The sequence below is a fragment of the Grimontia sp. THUN1695 genome, assembly GCF_059704325.2.
Genome location: NZ_AP046577.1, coordinates 1,535,989 through 1,552,641, shown reverse-complemented (window position 1 = coordinate 1,552,641; position 16,653 = coordinate 1,535,989). Strand labels below are relative to the sequence as shown.

Annotated in this window: 25 protein-coding genes; all 25 read right to left on the bottom strand. The window is 52.7% G+C overall.

Translation table 11 applies throughout. The features are described from left to right. Window positions 1-24: 24 nt before the first annotated feature. Complete coding sequence (locus AC6IB1_RS10640) at window positions 25-942, bottom strand: phage tail tube protein (protein ID WP_497569013.1); 918 nt, start codon at window positions 940-942, stop codon at window positions 25-27. Next, entirely contained in the window at window positions 926-1,357 is a 432-nt protein-coding gene (locus AC6IB1_RS10635; protein ID WP_497569012.1) for a phage tail terminator protein, read from the bottom strand. The genes AC6IB1_RS10640 and AC6IB1_RS10635 overlap by 17 nt, the downstream gene beginning before the upstream one ends. Continuing rightward, window positions 1,357-1,776, bottom strand: coding sequence for a phage protein Gp36 family protein (locus AC6IB1_RS10630; protein ID WP_497569011.1), 420 nt, complete (start codon window positions 1,774-1,776; stop codon window positions 1,357-1,359). Before AC6IB1_RS10630 ends, AC6IB1_RS10635 begins: the two co-directional genes overlap by 1 nt. Then, the gene (locus AC6IB1_RS10625) at window positions 1,773-2,177 is read right to left on the bottom strand and encodes an HI1506-related protein (RefSeq protein WP_497569010.1); all 405 of its coding nucleotides are present in this window, start codon (window positions 2,175-2,177) and stop codon (window positions 1,773-1,775) included. The genes AC6IB1_RS10630 and AC6IB1_RS10625 overlap by 4 nt, the downstream gene beginning before the upstream one ends. A 66-nt stretch (window positions 2,178-2,243) precedes the next feature. After that, window positions 2,244-3,143: a Mu-like prophage major head subunit gpT family protein gene (locus AC6IB1_RS10620; RefSeq protein ID WP_497569009.1), complete on the bottom strand. Its 900-nt coding sequence runs from the start codon at window positions 3,141-3,143 to the stop codon at window positions 2,244-2,246. Window positions 3,144-3,146: 3 nt separating this feature from the next. After that, the gene (locus tag AC6IB1_RS10615) at window positions 3,147-3,527 is read right to left on the bottom strand and encodes a hypothetical protein (RefSeq protein ID WP_497569008.1); all 381 of its coding nucleotides are present in this window, start codon (window positions 3,525-3,527) and stop codon (window positions 3,147-3,149) included. A 3-nt stretch (window positions 3,528-3,530) separates the two neighbouring features. After that, complete coding sequence (locus AC6IB1_RS10610) at window positions 3,531-4,646, bottom strand: phage protease (RefSeq protein WP_497569007.1); 1,116 nt, start codon at window positions 4,644-4,646, stop codon at window positions 3,531-3,533. A 52-nt stretch (window positions 4,647-4,698) separates the two neighbouring features. Next, a complete protein-coding gene (locus tag AC6IB1_RS10605; protein WP_497569006.1) occupies window positions 4,699-5,706 on the bottom strand; it encodes a hypothetical protein in 1,008 nt (335 codons plus the stop codon). Window positions 5,707-5,918: 212 nt separating this feature from the next. Then, window positions 5,919-6,377: a phage virion morphogenesis protein gene (locus tag AC6IB1_RS10600; protein WP_497569005.1), complete on the bottom strand. Its 459-nt coding sequence runs from the start codon at window positions 6,375-6,377 to the stop codon at window positions 5,919-5,921. Continuing rightward, on the bottom strand, window positions 6,377-6,565 hold the full coding sequence (locus tag AC6IB1_RS10595; RefSeq protein ID WP_497569004.1) for a hypothetical protein: 189 nt from the start codon (window positions 6,563-6,565) through the stop codon (window positions 6,377-6,379). Before AC6IB1_RS10595 ends, AC6IB1_RS10600 begins: the two co-directional genes overlap by 1 nt. A 3-nt stretch (window positions 6,566-6,568) precedes the next feature. After that, a complete protein-coding gene (locus tag AC6IB1_RS10590; protein WP_497569003.1) occupies window positions 6,569-7,975 on the bottom strand; it encodes a phage minor head protein in 1,407 nt (468 codons plus the stop codon). Then, window positions 7,972-9,525 (bottom strand): DUF935 domain-containing protein, encoded by a 1,554-nt coding sequence (locus tag AC6IB1_RS10585; protein ID WP_497569002.1) that lies wholly within the window; start codon window positions 9,523-9,525, stop codon window positions 7,972-7,974. Before AC6IB1_RS10585 ends, AC6IB1_RS10590 begins: the two co-directional genes overlap by 4 nt. Before the next feature lie 8 nt (window positions 9,526-9,533). Further along, window positions 9,534-9,866 carry a hypothetical protein gene (locus tag AC6IB1_RS10580; protein ID WP_497569001.1) on the bottom strand — a complete coding sequence of 111 codons (333 nt, stop codon included), beginning with the start codon at window positions 9,864-9,866 and terminating at the stop codon, window positions 9,534-9,536. A gap of 28 nt (window positions 9,867-9,894) precedes the next feature. Continuing rightward, entirely contained in the window at window positions 9,895-11,451 is a 1,557-nt protein-coding gene (locus AC6IB1_RS10575; RefSeq protein WP_497569000.1) for a terminase large subunit domain-containing protein, read from the bottom strand. Then, window positions 11,448-12,023, bottom strand: a complete 576-nt coding sequence (locus AC6IB1_RS10570) for a DUF3486 family protein (RefSeq protein ID WP_114995277.1) — start codon at window positions 12,021-12,023, stop codon at window positions 11,448-11,450. The genes AC6IB1_RS10575 and AC6IB1_RS10570 overlap by 4 nt, the downstream gene beginning before the upstream one ends. Window positions 12,024-12,026: 3 nt before the next feature. Beyond that, window positions 12,027-12,323: a VpaChn25_0724 family phage protein gene (locus AC6IB1_RS10565; RefSeq protein WP_114995276.1), complete on the bottom strand. Its 297-nt coding sequence runs from the start codon at window positions 12,321-12,323 to the stop codon at window positions 12,027-12,029. Next, window positions 12,323-12,628 carry a DUF2730 family protein gene (locus AC6IB1_RS10560; protein ID WP_497568999.1) on the bottom strand — a complete coding sequence of 102 codons (306 nt, stop codon included), beginning with the start codon at window positions 12,626-12,628 and terminating at the stop codon, window positions 12,323-12,325. Before AC6IB1_RS10560 ends, AC6IB1_RS10565 begins: the two co-directional genes overlap by 1 nt. After that, window positions 12,625-12,852 (bottom strand): TraR/DksA C4-type zinc finger protein, encoded by a 228-nt coding sequence (locus AC6IB1_RS10555; RefSeq protein WP_497568998.1) that lies wholly within the window; start codon window positions 12,850-12,852, stop codon window positions 12,625-12,627. Before AC6IB1_RS10555 ends, AC6IB1_RS10560 begins: the two co-directional genes overlap by 4 nt. Next, the gene (locus AC6IB1_RS10550) at window positions 12,849-13,463 is read right to left on the bottom strand and encodes a hypothetical protein (RefSeq protein ID WP_497568997.1); all 615 of its coding nucleotides are present in this window, start codon (window positions 13,461-13,463) and stop codon (window positions 12,849-12,851) included. Before AC6IB1_RS10550 ends, AC6IB1_RS10555 begins: the two co-directional genes overlap by 4 nt. Beyond that, window positions 13,463-13,735 carry a hypothetical protein gene (locus AC6IB1_RS10545; RefSeq protein ID WP_497568996.1) on the bottom strand — a complete coding sequence of 91 codons (273 nt, stop codon included), beginning with the start codon at window positions 13,733-13,735 and terminating at the stop codon, window positions 13,463-13,465. Before AC6IB1_RS10545 ends, AC6IB1_RS10550 begins: the two co-directional genes overlap by 1 nt. Further along, entirely contained in the window at window positions 13,732-14,151 is a 420-nt protein-coding gene (locus AC6IB1_RS10540; RefSeq protein WP_497568995.1) for a DUF5675 family protein, read from the bottom strand. The genes AC6IB1_RS10545 and AC6IB1_RS10540 overlap by 4 nt, the downstream gene beginning before the upstream one ends. A 151-nt stretch (window positions 14,152-14,302) precedes the next feature. Then, window positions 14,303-14,722 carry a Mor transcription activator family protein gene (locus AC6IB1_RS10535; RefSeq protein WP_497568994.1) on the bottom strand — a complete coding sequence of 140 codons (420 nt, stop codon included), beginning with the start codon at window positions 14,720-14,722 and terminating at the stop codon, window positions 14,303-14,305. A 163-nt stretch (window positions 14,723-14,885) separates the two neighbouring features. Further along, window positions 14,886-15,053, bottom strand: coding sequence for a hypothetical protein (locus AC6IB1_RS10530; protein WP_497568993.1), 168 nt, complete (start codon window positions 15,051-15,053; stop codon window positions 14,886-14,888). Between the two features lie 27 nt (window positions 15,054-15,080). Next, the gene (locus tag AC6IB1_RS10525) at window positions 15,081-16,121 is read right to left on the bottom strand and encodes a serine/threonine-protein kinase (protein ID WP_497568992.1); all 1,041 of its coding nucleotides are present in this window, start codon (window positions 16,119-16,121) and stop codon (window positions 15,081-15,083) included. Beyond that, complete coding sequence (locus AC6IB1_RS10520; protein WP_497568991.1) at window positions 16,114-16,572, bottom strand: hypothetical protein; 459 nt, start codon at window positions 16,570-16,572, stop codon at window positions 16,114-16,116. Before AC6IB1_RS10520 ends, AC6IB1_RS10525 begins: the two co-directional genes overlap by 8 nt. Window positions 16,573-16,653 lie beyond the last annotated feature (81 nt).

Genomic DNA, 16,653 nt, shown 5'->3' with positions numbered 1-16,653 from the left:
TTTTAAACTGGGTTTAAACGCGGTTTAGGCGTTGAAAAAAGCATCCGCATCTTCGAGAGGGCGAAGCGGAATTGAGTAAGTTTGCGTGCCATCCTGGTCGCCATAGGTGGCGCGACCTAGCTGGATGCGTGTTGATTGCCAGCCAACCTGATTACCCACAGGGCCATTGGTAAAGCTCAGCGTGTGTTCGCTGCCAGCCTCAGCCAGTGCGAACGGGTCAAAGTCGCCCAGTGCCGGTGCTTCAATCACCAGCGTGGCCGTCGGCACAAAGTCAGTGATCAGCACTTCTTCATGGCCCACATATTCTTGATGCGTCACTGCGTTCGCCTGGTCGTATTCCAGCGAAATCATCTTGAAAGGCGCACCGTCGATAGTGAAGGCTGAGTTCTCCACGCCCACCTTGAGCGGGGTTACCCATTCCGCAAACGTCGGCGGTTGATGCACCGAATTCGCCACAGGCACAAACAGGCCAGTAAATTTGAATTTCAGTGTCGGGAATGCCTTGGCTTTGGCAGACATGGAGACCGAACCACGTGCGCCGGTCAGCTTGTGCAGCGTGCCGGATTGGATGAAATAGAACGTCAGCGAGCCTGTCGCGTTCTCATCGATGGCATAGGTGGTCGTGCCTGCCTGTGCATCTGTGGTCACATCACGCAGACAACCTTTCATCAGGTCAGCCCACGGCGCGGCGGCACCTGCGGTTTTGCCTGGGGCAAAATCCACACCGAATTCGATTTGGACATAACACTCGGTCATCACTTCGGCAGAGTTGCCAAGTTTGCCGGTGTCATATTCCAGTGATTGGCTCTCACCTGCTTGCGGGGTGACGGAAAATTCACGCCCCAGCACAAATGAAAGTGGGTTTGCCTCGGTCACTGGGTCGACGCCGTACTGCGTTTCGACCGCAAAGCCGAGGATCTTCTGTTTACTCTTGCGGGCCATAATTGAGCTGATCCTCTGTGTATTCAGTTACGAAGTTATCCAGCCAGCTTGCGCGGCCTGAATTCATACCAAGCAGGCGACCATTGCCGAGCCAGAATGGCTCATAGTCTTCTGCCGGTGCTTGACCAAACAGGCGCTGCTTGACCGCTTTTCGCAGTTCGGTGAAGTCCTGGTGCTGGCCGTTGATGGATTGGGTCACAATCACCACGCCCACGGTTTCGGTGACCGACTGCAGATAAGCCCCGGTGCCGCGCACATCGGGCTTGGGGTTGCTTGCCATTTCGATCACAAACAGGGCAGGGCAATGAATGACGGTCGTGCTGGAAAGCTCCGCCAACGACAGCAGCTTTTGCACGCTGCGCCATGGCGGATTGTTTTTCTGCAGCAGGGCGACGGTGCCATCAATCATCGACATCAGATAAACCCTTTACTGCGGTCACGGGCAAACACGCTACCTGCGCTTTGAATAATGGCGGTGTTGTTGCTGGCCGGACTGGTGTTGTCCGGCAGCTGCAGGGCAAGCACCCCTTTGCCAACTTGTTCGAGATAGCGCACCGCCTCTTTATAACGACGCGCTGCCTGGTGCTCTTCGGGCAGCTGGTCATCATAGAGAGACCAACGCGCAATATCGGCGCAGATTTGCACCAGCACATCAGGACGGCTGGCAAGCGGCAGCTGATAACGGCCCGAGAGATAGCTGTTAATCTTTGCCGTGGCATCGCCAATTGCCTGATTGAGCTTGGTCTCTTCCGGTGCGGTGGTGCCTCCGGTTAACGCGGTAAGCTCATGCGCACCAAATCGGCTTTCCATGTCGGCAGGGGTGCAATACATCATGCGTCTCCGCGTTCTTTCTGCAGGGCTTCCCAAGCCTCGTCACGCTCTTTGGCTGACAGGGTTTGGCCCATCAGTGCAGAAAGTGCCGCCACTTGCGGTTTACCTGAGCTAGTGAAGTGTTCAGCATTGGAAGCATCAAGCTTTGCCACAGCGTCAGCGAAGCTTAAGCCGTTAGCCATACCGTCTGGCTCCAAAAGCTTTTCCGAACCACCACCCTGATTTGCTTCACCGTCGCCTTGGCCTTCGCCCGACTTAACCACCAAACGCGGGTCAGCCTGAATTTGAGCCAGCTGGGTTGCTGAAACTGCATCAGCATCGAACGTGTTTTCACCTTTAGTGAATTGAACGCCAGCGCGACGGTAGCCAGTATGCGCTTTACAAAGGACAACAATTTTTTCCATAACATGGGTTCTCCTTATTTACCCAAACCGAGCGAGGGCCAGCGCCCCCGCTCAATTAACATCGAGTTACGGCAACCAAGGCACAACCAGCACTTCAACCGCTTTGAAGTTGGTGTTGCTTTCGCCCTGGGCTTTGTTTTCGGCTTCCACCACCTTCTTGGCGGCAGCGCGGTTTGATGGGCCAACAATCAGCAGGTCAGGCATGATGCCCAGCGGGCGGCCTTCGTCTGATTTGAACTCCATCATTTTCTGCATTGCTGCATCGAAGTTCGCATCATTCAGCTCAGCTTTAGAGCCAAACGCCTGCTGCCAGAAACCAAAGCCCCAGTTGCCACGGCCATCGACGCCATACAGATATTCATCAGCCATGAAGACATGATCGCTTTGACCGGCATCGGTCTTAGCGTTGATGTCGTAATCACGACGGCGCTGGAAGATAAACGGCTTCAACGGTCGGCGGGTATCCAGCAGGAACCATGCGGCGCTTGAACCAGCCTGCATGTTGGATACAGACGTGTCTTCGCCAGTCTGTGGGTCTTTGACTGGGTGGTCCGCATCAAAGAAGTTCTGGCCGTCGTAACAAGGCGTAGTAAATCCAGCGGCCATCAGGGCGAAAAGCTCTTCGTCTGGGTGGGTTGACGCGGCATAGCCCATTTCCTGCATCAGCGGCATGTAAACGCCATATTGGTCGTCTTCAATCGCGTCACGCGGAATGCCCACTGTGCCTTCGAACTTCTTGTTCTTCAGCGAGTAGTCATGCAAAGCCATTTGCTTGACCTGGCGCTCTCCAATCCACTCACGCAGACGCGGGAACTGGCCGAGCCACGCATAGGTTTCAGTGCCGGTGGTTGACGGCACCAGTGTTGCCAGTCGCGGCCAAATCGGGGTGTAGCTGCCGCGTCCGGTGTTAAAGGCCGTTCGAACGGCGGTATAAATGGCACGTAGGCCGTTTGCAGAAATCTGCATGGTTTACACTCCTGAGCTTACCCACACGCCGTCTTCATCCACTTGGATGATTTTTCCAGCTGGCACGCGGGTATTGGTGGCGGAATCGGCAGACACTTTGTTTGCCGCTGAGAAAAAGGCATCGCTGCCCACATCGGCAATCGTGATATCACCGGCGTTCGCGAACTTGGTTTCGGCGCTGTCCACTTCGATGAACACAGAGCCATCAGGTTGGTCGGTGGCATCTGCGCCCAGGGTGGCGGTGCCGACATACAGCGCGGCTGGGGTGGCATCGGCAAAGCCGACAGCAAGACCGCTAACCAGGAACACTGGTAAAGACGCAGCGATCAATTGGTTGGCTTTCAGGCCATGGGCACGTTTCGTGCCGTATCGTTTGGCTGACATCAGTTACGCTTCCTTGTTTTTCAGGTAGGTTTCTTTGTCCAGACCACACGCGCTCAGCACCGCCAAATCTTCATCAGTCAGATCAGGGTCTTGCTTGCTGGCAGGTTGGGTGGTTTGGGTTTGCTGTGCAGACAGGGCCGCGATACGTGGGCGCTTATCCAACATGGCGGACAGTGCAGCCACGCCGTGCTGTTTGCCAAAGCCAGTCAGGTATTCGACTTCCGCTTCAACAATGCGGCCTTCGGATTTGGCTTTGTCGATGGCCTGCGACACCGCGCCGGTTTCGCTTTCTGCGCTCAGAGCAGCAACGCGCTCGGTCACGCCGTTATAAGCGGTGGTCAGGCTTTGTTTTTCAGCGCTTAGCGCGGCGACCTTGCCTTCGAGTTCACCGGCTTTTGCGGCCGTCGTCTTCATCGTATCGAGGGCAGACAGCGCAGCGGTTGCCTGCTCCTTCGTCGGTTCGCTACCTTCCGCAAGCTCGATACCAAGCTTGCCCAGCAGCTGCATAAGCAGTGTATTCACGAGGTTATCCTCCGTTGTGCCATAGAGATTGATGGTGCTATTGGGTGTGTGGAAACTGAGGTTGAAATCTGCACTCAGCGCAGCCAGTGGCTCCATGCCGAGAACAGCGGGTTCGTTTGTGAGTGCAGCCATACGCAAATACAGCGGACGGCCTTGCTCGTCGTAGGGGAACACTGCCGAAAGGTAGGCATATTCCTTGTTGTCGATAAGTTCGCGGGCTTTGTCTGTCCAGTCAGGCTTAATAAAGAGGCCCTGACCTTCACGCCATTCCATGTCAGTCGGCGTCAGCCATGCTGCAGCAGGAACGGGGCCACTGTTCTCACGCGCTTTTAATGCCTGGTGTTCGTAGTCGATAAGAATGCGTGGCGCGATTGCGCGGGTGGCAGAGATAAACGCCGCTGCAATGGATGCGTCTAAATGCCATTGGCCGTCAGCCGTATCATGGGGGCGACCATCCCGTGCCTTGAATGCACCGGCTGGCAGCAGCTGAGCCCAACCGTCAGCCTCAATGACGATTTCGGCAGACAGTGACGCCCATTGATGGGTGCCAACGTCGGCGGACAGGACAGCGATTCGAGGCGAAGTAAATGTTTTCATAGCGCCATGATGGCGCTATGAAGTAGGGGTTAGGATTGGAAGGGGTTCTGGATTAGCTTTCTTTTATTTCAATGACTTCAGCGCGGGTAATGGTAGCACTTTTTATTTCGCCTTCCGCCATACGTGCGTTGATGTGAAGACGAACAGGTTGTTGTTTCCACTCTGCGTCCTGGATGATATCAAAATGCTTGTCGAGCAATGTCTTTTCAGAAGCGATGGTGGTGAACACTTCGCCCGTATCCAAGCTGCGGATTTTTACTTTGAATACGCCTGGCTTGGATGAGTCGACACCCAGAATGCGGTAAGAACCGTCCAGATACGCTTCTTCCGACACTTTGCGGGCGTTCTTGGTAAGTGCAATGGCATCTTCACCGGCCAATGAGACGCCTTGGATTTCCACTACGTTTGCAGAGCCTGAGCGCTTCAACAGTTCAGTGGTTGCATCACCGTGGTATTGCTGAATGGTTTTCAGCCTTGGTGATTCCTTAATGACGTCTGTGAGCATTTCCATGCGCTTGGTTTCTTGCTCATCAGAGAAACGCAGCTGCTCAAGCGCCAATCGTTGCTCTTCGCTTTTAACCTCAGCCAGACGGATTTCTTTGCGTTGCTCAAGATGCGCGTTATAAGTCGAGTGTCCGCCATAAATGACGGCAACACCCAAGATCAAGTACATCAGATGTTTGCTTTCCATTTTCCCCACCAAGTCACCGGATAGCTTTTCAATAATCTGTTGGAAGTCGACCTGAAAAAGCGAACTACCTTCAAGTACCTTTACCTGCAGCTCCAGTTGTTTTTTCTCTTGCGCTGACAGGTGCGTAATTTTCGGCGAATTATATCGGGCTATTGCATACGAGCGATAGATAGCCGCCTGCATTTCCAAAAAACCTTTCATCAGGCTTGGCGTAATCGTTGAGTGATAGCCTTCGCCTTCTAACCGCATCGTAAATACCGGCCAGTTCTCAAACTTCACGTCGAGCTCTTCGGTAGATAACTGGTCGTTTTGAATGTTGCTGAGTAATTCGAGTAAGTCATCCTCGTTGGAGATAACTATGGTGTTCATAAAATACATCGCCTATCGAAAATCTTGGAGTAACGATAAAGACTTAGAGGCGTTAGGCAATAAAAAGTGACACACGATTACAATATTTGAGACGACGCTCATCCCACCCCTGTTTAAAACCCGTTTAAAAACGCTGTGGCGTGTTTAATAGGTTTTCACTCATGCAACCGGATTGTTTTGCGTTTGCGTCGCTGTGAGCGTCTCTGAGCGCGTCAGGCTGTCATTAGGTGGTCAGCAAGGATGTTGGCGATTTCTTGCAAATCTTCGTCACTGGCACCGAGCCAGGGACGGGCAGGGATAGCGGCATTCTGTGGGCGCATCTCTGGCGAACCACCAAAGTGATGAATCGCGCCGTACTCATAGTTAGTACCAAACTCAAAGCCTTGCTCGCTCACGTCGTACACCAGTTCGCGTGAAAGGTGGCGGTTTAATACCAGGATAAGGTCGCTGTTTCGCTTCTTGCGCTTGGCGTAGTTGTCAGACAGTGGCACCCACGGCGTACCGTCTGGGCTTTCCTGCCGTGTCCAGCGTTCATCGTGCGACAGCAGCAACAGCTCGCCAATGTCGCGAAAGGCAGGGCGCAGGTCTTGGCCCTGGGCAACAAAGGCACTCATCCTTTCGCGGATTTGCGCCAGCCCTTTCTCATCAACAGTAAGGCGAACGCCTGCCATTACAGCAGACCTTCTTCTGCAGCCGCTTCAATCAGGGCATCATCAGCACTGGCGTAGACCGCTTCCCACAAATCCCCGATTTGCTCCGCTTCTTTGCCGCTGGCTTGCTTTTCGAGTGCGTCTAACTGGCGCAGGCTTTCCAGCGTTAAACCTTGTTTAAACAAGGCTTGAGCTTGTTGTAATAACATTTTTTATCCTTGTGCTTTGGCGACAGTGTCGCTGATAAGGTCGAACACGGCAGGTTGTGCGCTGCGCAGAGCATCAGGCGTTAACAGCCAGGCCACGAAATGCTCAGCGAACCATTCGTTCTCATTGGTGGAGCCATAACCCGTGAGCGATTGCGTTCTCGCTTCCGGCCAGCGCATGGGAGCGCCTGCTTTGTGGTGTACCTGGTGGCCCATCTCATGCACCCAGGTAATGAACACCTGCGCCGGTTCGCTGACTTGCTCACTGGCAACGGTTGAGAAAGACCAAGGGCGATCACTTCCACCTTTCACCGCATTGGCAATCGCGTCACGCAGCTGCTGCGCGTCGACCTTCTTTAAATTATGAGCCGCTTTGGCTTTCACCACCACATGCGACCAGCTCGGAGAGGTGAAACCTCTGGTGCGGCTCACACGTCGCGTGACAAAGGGCCAGCGGTTTGCATTCTCCAATCCAAGGTATTCAGTGATGGTTGGCGCGAGCGCGGCGGCTTTCTTGTTCACGCTCATCTCACCCGCTTTCAATATCACGGTTTTTAACTGGTGCTTTTGCATCACGGCTTTAAACGCCGCCAGCTCGTCACCGTCAAAGGCAGCAAGTAAGGTGCTGAGCGATTGGGCATTCACGCCCGCCACGGTAGAGAACGCCGATTCAACCAGGCGCTCGGGTAAACGTGCTTCGAGCGGTGGCTTTTTGGCGATCACCTTTTTCACATGCTCGGTCAGCTCTGCCGAACTGCGGGGCGTGTAGTCAAAGCCAGGGTCGATACCTTTGGGTACGTCGTGAACTTCCCCTGTTACGGTATCAATCCATTCGTAGGTTTCAACGGTGGGCGCTTTGCTCACCTCCAGCCCCATGCGCTTAAGGTCGCGTTCGCTAAGCGTGAGCTTTTTGCAGGCGCAACCATAGCCGTTTATCGGGGTGTGGGTTTTCCACCACGGGTCATCCAATGGCAGCACCAAGTTATTCCAGGAAAGATGATCAAGCCGTGGATGCTCTGCGCCAGAGTGGCGATACAGGCCATAAGGTCGGGTGCTTTTCACAGCATCAATCTGCTGCTCACGGCCTGCGGTGTAGCTTTGGCGAATGTTGGTTTCATAAATCACATTGGCACGCCATTCGGCGCTGCCTTTGTGAGTCCAGCCGTGGCGGGCGACGATGTCGTTAAACTGGGCTTTAAACCAGCCAAGGCTTTTGCCTTCGCTGATGGCCTTGTCTACCGCTCCGCGAAAGTCAGCGAGTAAATCCTCTTGCATGGCACCGGCAACCATAAAGGCGCGGTCGTGGGCCTGCTTCCAAATGTCGGCCCAGCGTTCAGAGGGCAGGTTGGTTTTCTGGCGAAAGAAGGCGATCTGCTGTTTAAACGGCAGACTGCCATACTCGGTGCCAATCATTGGCCGTCCTCCACGTCAGCCATGCCCGCCAGTTCTGCGGCGGCAAAGGCCAGTGCCAACACGTTGCCAAGGTCTTCGGTTTTGATCACGCCCTTAAGCTTTAGGATGTCCTCGCGCAGCTGCTCCAATGATGTGGCGTTCTCGACCAGTTCGCGCACGTCATCCACCATTAAATCCAGCAGGCCACCGGCTTCTTTGCGCAAGGTGTCTGCCTGTGTTTTGGCAATGTCGGTCTCTTCTTCTGCGCTCAGGGCCGCTTCGCCTTTGGCCTTTGGCGGTGTCGGCTCGGGCTTTGGTGCTTCGCCCAATACGGCTTCACCGTCTTTTGCCTGCGGGATTTGGGTTTTCTCATGCGCCCAGGAAAGTGGAATACGCATCCCAAGCTGCACCAGCGAGGGCAGCGACTTGCTCAGGTACTCAATGTCTTCGGCTTCGGTGAGGTCAAACTCAAAGCGTGGGCAGCGGTGCGGGCTTTGGTAGCTCTTACCGTTTAAGGCATACAGCGGGTAAACCAGATCGCGTGTCAGCGTGGCCGCAATGCGCTTAAGGTCAAAGTCGCGGATTTCCTCACGCACTTCGTTATGCACATTGCCAAGGGCGTTGGTGCTGGTCTTGCCGTCAGCCTGACTGGTTAACGTACCGCCAAGAATGGCTTTACTCATCGACTTCTCAGACCAGGCAATCATTGCCATGAATGGGTCAGCGCCGCCTTCTGCCGCCTTCTCAAAGTCAATTTCCATGCCCTTCGGAATGATACCGCCCGCATTGTGGCCGATACTCATCACCGCACGCAGCAGGGTCAGCTTCTCGCGCTCGCTTGCGCCGTCTGGGTACTTACCAATGCGAAGCGGCAAGCCATAGATTTCCAGAAACTCCGCCAGGTCACGCACGCTGTAGTTCTTGAACAGGAACGGCCACGCCAGCACACGAATCAGGCCACGGCGTTGAATATAGCCAGACTTGGCTTTTGCCAGGTGCGAAATCCAGCCGAACGGGCGAAGGGCTTCGCCTTCATAGCTGCCATCTCGCAGGCGCAACTCGTTGCGGTTGTCGGGGTTAGTGGTAAACCAGGCGGTATCACGCCAATCGTAACCGTTGACGACATGAGTTTTGTCCTGGTAGGCCCATTGCAGCTCAAGGTTGGAAAAGCCTTTTAAGATTGCATCGCTCATATCGAAAATGGCGTCATCGAGCCAGGTGGCATCTTCCAACACTTCCTGCAACATCTCGCAGTCGCGCTGCTCAGCGGCGGTGGCATTACGCGGCGGCACAATGCGCCAGTCCTGACCGAGTAGCGACATCTTGCGCTTGGAGAGTTCCGACTGCAGGTGCGCGTCTTTCTCTTCCATGTCTTCGGCCAGCTCGCTTTGCCCAATCAAATCATGGTGCTCTGCGTTGCGAAGAATGCCTGCCAACTTGCGCGGGTTCAGGCCGCTGGAAGGGTGATCAGAATAATGGCGCTGCAGTTGCGCCAGTTTTGAATCCAGTTCGGTTTGCTGCTCGGTCAAATCTTGCGAAGAGAGCGGGCGGCCATACATATCAACAATCATATTCGTTCTTATGCCTCAATAGTGTCAGTGCTGATTTGAAGCTTGATAGTGCAGTCTGGATTCTCGCCGCCACTTATCGCATCCATGTCCAGCTCATCAAGGTTGATGATGTTGAAAGCAAACTCAACGCCCTTTGGACGTTTAGAATCAATCACCGCCGCAACAACTACGTTGAATGCTTCCAAGGTATCGTCCAGTCCCGTCACTTTTGCCTTACCGGTTGAGAGGGTTACCTGTCCGTTCTGGGTGACGATATCGATAACCTGTGGTGTTCCTTTCAGCACTTTCTCTGCCAATTCGTCAAACAAGCCCTGAAACGAAGGTAAGAATTTTTTGCCCATCAATGGCCTCCAATAAAATTCAGTCAATTCAATAGCAGCCGCTTTCCAAGCCGGAAAGCAGATCGTCATCGTCATCCAGTTCGCGGGTTTTCGGCAGTGGCGTGTATTCAATCGCGCTGCCGGTCATCCAGCTGGCTCGCACGGCCATCGCCAGTGCTACCGCAAAGTCACCGTGGCGCTGTTTACCGTCTTGCCCTTTGGATTTGCCTTTCTCGATTTTCGGAATGCCGTTGATCACCTGAATGTGGTGCAGGTCGTCTTTGCAATCCTCATGTTTGGGAATGGTTAGCGTCTGGTCTTCAAACTCGGCTTTAAGCTTTGGCATCCATTCGCGATACCAAGGGTCGTTGAGCGAGACCTGGTCAACCATGTCTGTCCCGTAGCGAAGGGCAGCTGCTTCTGCCAGAAAGCCGCCGTTACCGGTGGCATCGAAGGCCATGCCGCGTTTGCGGGGCAGGGCATCACACAAGGCAATCATGATCTGCTTTTGCGCGTCGTAGGTGAGGTTTCTCAGCTCCACCACAAACGGCACGCGCTTGCTCAGGTCTTTAGCAATGGCAAGCGGCACGAAAACTGACAAGTCACCCTTGCGGGCAAAGTCTTCGCCAAAGCTGTGTGAAAGGGCGGGGTCGAGCTTATCCAGGTGCGGTTTTAAAACGTGTTTAATCCAGCCTTCAATCTCGGTTTTACGCTGGCCGTCTGTCCATTCCATAAAGCCGTCTGGTGCTTCGCAGGTCAGCACCGGAATGCCTGATTGCATGGCCGCTTCAATCAGCACGCTTGGAATGTATTGGCCTGCGCTGGCCTTCGGCACGCAGTAATATTCCTCAAGCGCATCGTCTTCGGTGGCGGTGTCTTTCAGCAGGTTGGCTTTCCACTCGTCCTCTTTTTCCTGCGTCCATTCTTCGCCGCTACGCTGGCAAATGCGCTTATACAGGCCCTGACGACACGCATCATCGAGCGTGATGGTGTGAATGGAATAGCGCTTCTTACCGGCGCGGCTGTCATTAATCAGCTGGTTGAACAGGTTGCCGACGCCGTTGTGGGTGCTGATAAGACGAACTTTTGAGCCCCACATGGTAAGCGCCAGTGCCGCTTTCAGCACTTCCGCAAGACGGTCATGGAAAGCCGCTTCATCAATGATCACATTGCCTTGCATACCGCGAAGGTTTGAAGGGTTACTGGATAGCGCCTGAACTTTAAAGCCGGATGCGAAGTACACCACGAAGGTCAGGATGTCTTTGTCTTCGTCCTCCAACACCTCTTCGCAAATATCGCCAGCGGCCTTGTCGAAGGCTTTGGCCCACATCGCCACCGCATCAATAAACTCGCGGGCCATCTCCTTATTTGAGCCGACATAAAACACATGACAGCCATTGGCGGCTTTGCTGGCACCGGCGGTAAGTGCAGCGTCTGCCGCCTCTGCCCAGGTGATACCTGTCCGGCGTGACTTCTCGGCAATCTTAAGCACGCTGTCATCGGCTATCCAGTACCGCTGATACGGCAATAGCAGCTCGTTCTCGTCATACTCAAAATGAAGATGCGCCACGGGTTTTGCCAGTGGCGACATAGGAACATTAATCATGCGATACCTAAGATTTCATTCTTGATGGCCTGCACACCGGCAGCGGTCATGCCTGCTGCTTTGGCGGCGCTTTCGGCCACATTGGCCGCGTCTTCCATCGCCTGCTTGCGGATTTCCTTCTCAAGCTTCACCGATCCGGTTTGGGCTTCCTGCAGACGTTTGATTGACAGCGCCAGCGCAGACAGGGTTTTCGGGTCGAGCGGTTTATCCGCTTCCAGTGCGTTCATCTGGATTTCGAAAATCTGGCTTTTGCCTATCTCAATCAGAGAGCGGGAAATGTCGGTTTGCGGCATTTCGCCAAACTGCTGCACCCATTGCTTGGTCAGCTGCTGCGCTTGCTGGTAACGCTCCATGCCTTTGTGAAAGCTCTGGCTGTAGCGGCTCAGACCATTGCGGCTTAGCTTCTGGTCTTCGGGCAAGCCGAACTCATCAATCAGCTGGTTGATCTGCTCGCGGATTTCAGTCTGTGGCATCTTGCCCTCGCGCAGCAGAATGTTGAGCTGGGTTTTGATGTCATCCGGCAGCTGGTCAACTTTGCTAATGCGGTTTTTGGTGTGGGCCTTCTCTGCCATGGCTTACTCTCCTGGACGCGGACGTTTCACGCCTGGGTGGGTGGCTTGGCCGGTCGCAACATCAATGCCGCGCTGGGTGACACGAGCGACTTGCGTACCACCGACATCGCGCAGCGTCACCAGCCCTTGCTCTTTCAGCCAGTGCAACTCAGCAATCACCAAATCACGGCTGACTTTATGGCCGTAGGCATCCAGCGACGCATCGAGAATACTGTCGTTGGCTTCATAGCCGGGCATCTCGTTGAGCACGCGCACCATCACCAAACGGCGGTCTTGTTGTAATAGTTCCTGCAGTGCCATCAGTTCTTATCCTTTAATTCGTTTTCCAATAGCAGGTTGCTGATGCGGTCTAGTCCGTCCAGCTTGGGGCGAATCTCGCGAATATCGCCGCGCAGCTGCTCCATGGTGAGTTTGAGATCGGCCACTTCTTTGTGATCGGGAAGGTTAGCGACTTGCTGCTCAAGCGATTCGTGCTTGCGTTTCAGCTCTTCCACTTCTTCCTTCTTTGCAAAGGTTTTCACCAGCGCCCAAATCACCAGAACAAAGCAACCGTTGAGTATGAAAGCCAACACCGGCCACCATGCTCGGACTAGATCCAACGTCATTTGCGTTCCTTCACTTCCTTAATGTGTTGGCATTCCACGCAGCGCACTGCATGGGGTTCTGCCTCAATGCGTGCCTTGGCGATTTGCTCACCGCACGACAGGCAATAACGGTTGCCGTTTTCGTCCTCATCCGGTGTTTCCCTGGGACGGTTTACATGAGCGCTTATCATCGCGCTTTCATACACTTCCGTGCTGGACTGCGCACGGTCGACAATGTCGGTCATTTTGTGCCTCTGCTAAGCGTGGATAAAACGGGATTTAAACCCTGTTTAACCTTGGCTTTGATGGTGCTGGCATGGCTGAACTTGTCAGCGGTGCGCCAGCCTTGATAAGCGAGAAAAGGCCCAATCAGCACGCCCAGAATGTAAGCGTCTGCGCCGTCGCCTTTGCTGAATGCAGAAAGCAGCTCAAACAGAAAGACGTAAGCGACAGAGGAATAAAGCGAAATGCGAGCGCCTTTGGGGCGCGTGCGTCGCACATATTCATCTTCCGCCTGATCACCAGCGCGGATGGTGGTCTGGGTTTCGTGGTGCTCGGTTTGCTGATCGTTTAGTTCAAGCTCCAAGCGGCGGTTCTTCTCCCGCTCCAGCTCTACCTTGATTTTCTCCAGCTCCACCAAGGCTTCTGGGGGCAACTCAGCCAACAGGTTTTCAATCTTCTGCTGCTTCTGCGCGGGGTCTTTGAATGCCTTTTCGATGGTTTCCACACCATCAGCAATATCCTCGGCCACGTCCTTGGTCTTCCCACCAAACAGCGAGGCAATGCCACGAAGTACAGAGGGGCCAAATTCAGCGGCGAGTGTGCCAACCGTGGCGATAGTGGTGAGTAATGCCATTACCGTTTTCCTTCCATGATTTGCTGAATGCGAGGATGGAACTGCTGATCGCGCTTTTGGCGCTGAAAAGCAATGTGCTCAGGGCGAACGCTTTTCCAGCCTTTCTCAAACAGGCTTTGATAGGTTTTGCTGTAGCTGTACAGCGGGGGCTTGGCGGGCAGTTCGTCTTTCAACGCGAGCTGAATATGCTGCTGGCGGCCAGCCATGAAGATGGAGCGCCACCGAGCGTTTTTCAGCTCGGGATACATGACGATTAAAGGGTCTCTGCTCATTGTGAGATCACGAGTTTCCACTCGTCCCCGCCCAAGTATTCCATCAGCTTGTCAAAGGCGGCTTTAGAGTTGACCACGCCCCATTTGCCTTTCACCACACCAAAGCCCATGCCGGGTGCCAAACAGCCTTCCAGTTGTTCTGGCAGGTTGGCGACATGGAAAAGAATATGGGTGCGAAGTGAAGGGCCTTGGATGGTGACACCTAAAGACGGGGCAACCACGGCATAGCAATCACCAAAGCGGGGGCTATGGTGCGGCACCAAGGTGTATTCGCCTTGCGGAATACAGCTGATGTTGGGTTGGTTGTTGTTCCATTCGCGCTCGACAACCGCGCAAAGCTGCTCACCTTCTGGCGAATAGAGGTAACTGAACGTGCCGTGTTCAAAGTAACGGCGTTGCAGGAAAAGCGTTCTCATCACAGAGCTCCAGGTTGGGCAATGTGTTGAGGTTATGGCGTATAGATTCTGGCTTGGATTGGAACCGATTCGGGATCAAAAGGCAGGAAGAAAAAAGCCCCGAGGTCGCTATTTTGCGGCACTCGGGGCAAGCTGGCAAGGCGGTGTGGCATTAAAAAAGCTGTCGTTGCCTGCGTTGTACTTCGGCTTTGCGCTGTTCTTTGATGATGGACGTGATCTGCCGTTCGGTAAGATTGTGCTGCGCGGCCAGCTGCTCAATGTTACGCCCGTTAAAGTCACGCCAGATTTGAATATCACGCAGGCTGGCTTTGAGCGTGTCGCCTTTGGGGATGTAAATATCACGCCCGCCAAAGTAGATTGCGAGTGAGGTGGTCAGCTTTGCCGCCACACCCGTTGCATTGGGAATTTTTTCGCGTTCCAGTTCAACGCGCAGAAGCTCGACAAGGCTCTGCAGGGTACTCGGCCAACGTTGGCGGTCAAAGTCCACCACGGTTTCGTTTTCAGGTGCTGCCAGCAGGTCTTCCCATTGTTCTGCAGACATGTCGAACAGGTCTAGTGCTGTATTGTCCATGTTGCCTCCAACGTTTAGTTATTAACCTAATATTGACGGGCAATTCCCGTTTTCAGTCAAACGCTTATTTCCCACTTAGCGTGGGAATAGGGCGCGAAGCCAGACGGGACAAGGGCTAGAAATTTTCGGCAGGAAAAGAAAAACCGCCCGAAGGCGGTTCTTTTTAAGCTTTCATATATCCTGAGTCATCTATGGGCTTAAACTCCACAGCTTGGGGTTTTCTACCGGATAACGCTAAACGTTCCTTGTAAGAAAGCTCAGAGTTTTTTGATTTGGTTAGTGAAGAACGACTTTTGAAGTTCCTTTTCGCAAAGTTGTTTTTCTTTTCCATAGCTATCCCTTATTTGAAGAGGGGAGGCTAAATCTTCTGTTTCAGAAAAGCCTGAATCTTACGATTACTAATTCTGTCCAGCGTGTATTCGTTGATGTTAGTTCGCCTTGTTTGGCTTACTTTGTAAGCGATCGACTTACCATGTTCGTCAACCTCTAGACAGTATAGTAGTCCCGTGGAACTTTTTTTGGACCATTTTCGCCCTGTCCCAACAAGCTCATATTGCCAATCGAGCATGTTCATATCAACGTCACAGATTGCGTTAATGACATCTAAAGCAGCTTCAGGACGATCATCAGGATCGACGTTTAAACATGCTTTGATTATATTTTTAACCTTACTGTGTATATGTACAGGAATCAAGTCTCGATCTGGGAATGTTCCATCGTTGAGGTCACTTACAAATCGAGCTTCATCAAATTGTGGATTAAAATAACCTTTCCACTGCTCATTGAACGCATCGGGACCGACACACATGCGATACATTGTTAGGCCAGCTTGATAAATATCAAAAGCAGTAGTGAAGTCACGCGTCCAATTCCCTTCTGGTGGGAACTGCTTGACATAAAGCAAGTCTGGGCTGCTAAATCCATACTCGTCCATGTACTTTGCGAGTCCAAAATCTGACAACATCGCTTCTTTTCGATCTGACAACAAAATGTTATCAGGTTTTAGATCAAAGTGAAGTAGACCATTTGAGTGGATATGGTGAAGACCACTTAGAAACTGCACTGAGAACCTGATAATTTCTCTGAGAGTTAGAAACCTTGTTGCCATCAAACTACTTAGAGAGCCATTTTTGTAGAATGGCATAGTCAAATAAACGAAGTCACTGTCCTGGCATCCATAGTTCACCTCAACTACATTTGGATGTTGGTGATGGTACAGGATTCGTGCTTCATCAAAGTATTGGTCAGGGTTTTGAAACTTTGTCTTTGCTACTCGCTTCAAAACCATTTCTGCATTTAAGGCACTATCTCTTATCTTAAAAACGTCAGAGTTCTTGCCTTCAGCGCCAATGTCTTCCAAAATATCAAAGTTTACTTCTGCAACCATGTTATTAGACATTCTGCGCCCCCATTGCGGTTAAGATTGCTTCTCTAGACTTCTCTGAAAACTCATTCCAACCCTCAATGTCAGGCTGTTCACGCTCTCCCTTAATTCGCCTTTTAAATTCAGCAGAAGGAATGCCGACTTTAGATGCAATCGTAGCCATTGCGCCCTGATAGTAGGATTCCAACATGCTTGAGGCGAAAGCTTCTTGTATGACACCTTCGACTTGGATGCGGGGAATGCTTAAAGTTCGAGAGGAGGGTTCGGTTAGCCGAATGCCCGCTTTTTGGATTTTATATTCGCGCAGAACATCCAAAATTGTCGCTCGGATGTATTTAAGCTGCTCGGGTGTGTTCAGAGCGTTGGGAATGCGAATTTCCTCAACGTTAACTAAAGATTGTGCATCGGCATCATAAACGCAAAATGTGATCTCCGATGGTGACGCTCGTAAACCTAGTGTATTCATAATTTGACCAAATTTAATGAAGAGTACAGATTATAATACTTTTACTTGGTTTGAGTAAGTTCTTCTTAATCAAACAATTAA

Coding starts and splice junctions, on each gene's coding strand:
- AC6IB1_RS10520 (WP_497568991.1), bottom strand. CDS start 16,572: ATGAATACACTAGGTTTACGAGCGTCACCATCGGAGATCACATTTTGC.
- AC6IB1_RS10540 (WP_497568995.1), bottom strand. CDS start 14,151: ATGAGAACGCTTTTCCTGCAACGCCGTTACTTTGAACACGGCACGTTC.
- AC6IB1_RS10555 (WP_497568998.1), bottom strand. CDS start 12,852: ATGACCGACATTGTCGACCGTGCGCAGTCCAGCACGGAAGTGTATGAA.
- AC6IB1_RS10575 (WP_497569000.1), bottom strand. CDS start 11,451: ATGATTAATGTTCCTATGTCGCCACTGGCAAAACCCGTGGCGCATCTT.
- AC6IB1_RS10630 (WP_497569011.1), bottom strand. CDS start 1,776: ATGATGTATTGCACCCCTGCCGACATGGAAAGCCGATTTGGTGCGCAT.
- AC6IB1_RS10610 (WP_497569007.1), bottom strand. CDS start 4,646: ATGAAAACATTTACTTCGCCTCGAATCGCTGTCCTGTCCGCCGACGTT.
- AC6IB1_RS10585 (WP_497569002.1), bottom strand. CDS start 9,525: ATGATTGTTGATATGTATGGCCGCCCGCTCTCTTCGCAAGATTTGACC.
- AC6IB1_RS10560 (WP_497568999.1), bottom strand. CDS start 12,628: ATGACGTTGGATCTAGTCCGAGCATGGTGGCCGGTGTTGGCTTTCATA.
- AC6IB1_RS10525 (WP_497568992.1), bottom strand. CDS start 16,121: ATGTCTAATAACATGGTTGCAGAAGTAAACTTTGATATTTTGGAAGAC.
- AC6IB1_RS10550 (WP_497568997.1), bottom strand. CDS start 13,463: ATGGCATTACTCACCACTATCGCCACGGTTGGCACACTCGCCGCTGAA.
- AC6IB1_RS10605 (WP_497569006.1), bottom strand. CDS start 5,706: ATGAACACCATAGTTATCTCCAACGAGGATGACTTACTCGAATTACTC.
- AC6IB1_RS10615 (WP_497569008.1), bottom strand. CDS start 3,527: ATGTCAGCCAAACGATACGGCACGAAACGTGCCCATGGCCTGAAAGCC.
- AC6IB1_RS10580 (WP_497569001.1), bottom strand. CDS start 9,866: ATGGGCAAAAAATTCTTACCTTCGTTTCAGGGCTTGTTTGACGAATTG.
- AC6IB1_RS10545 (WP_497568996.1), bottom strand. CDS start 13,735: ATGAGCAGAGACCCTTTAATCGTCATGTATCCCGAGCTGAAAAACGCT.
- AC6IB1_RS10600 (WP_497569005.1), bottom strand. CDS start 6,377: ATGGCAGGCGTTCGCCTTACTGTTGATGAGAAAGGGCTGGCGCAAATC.
- AC6IB1_RS10590 (WP_497569003.1), bottom strand. CDS start 7,975: ATGATTGGCACCGAGTATGGCAGTCTGCCGTTTAAACAGCAGATCGCC.
- AC6IB1_RS10595 (WP_497569004.1), bottom strand. CDS start 6,565: ATGTTATTACAACAAGCTCAAGCCTTGTTTAAACAAGGTTTAACGCTG.
- AC6IB1_RS10530 (WP_497568993.1), bottom strand. CDS start 15,053: ATGGAAAAGAAAAACAACTTTGCGAAAAGGAACTTCAAAAGTCGTTCT.
- AC6IB1_RS10570 (WP_114995277.1), bottom strand. CDS start 12,023: ATGGCAGAGAAGGCCCACACCAAAAACCGCATTAGCAAAGTTGACCAG.
- AC6IB1_RS10565 (WP_114995276.1), bottom strand. CDS start 12,323: ATGGCACTGCAGGAACTATTACAACAAGACCGCCGTTTGGTGATGGTG.
- AC6IB1_RS10535 (WP_497568994.1), bottom strand. CDS start 14,722: ATGGACAATACAGCACTAGACCTGTTCGACATGTCTGCAGAACAATGG.
- AC6IB1_RS10620 (WP_497569009.1), bottom strand. CDS start 3,143: ATGCAGATTTCTGCAAACGGCCTACGTGCCATTTATACCGCCGTTCGA.
- AC6IB1_RS10635 (WP_497569012.1), bottom strand. CDS start 1,357: ATGTCGATGATTGATGGCACCGTCGCCCTGCTGCAGAAAAACAATCCG.
- AC6IB1_RS10625 (WP_497569010.1), bottom strand. CDS start 2,177: ATGGAAAAAATTGTTGTCCTTTGTAAAGCGCATACTGGCTACCGTCGC.
- AC6IB1_RS10640 (WP_497569013.1), bottom strand. CDS start 942: ATGGCCCGCAAGAGTAAACAGAAGATCCTCGGCTTTGCGGTCGAAACG.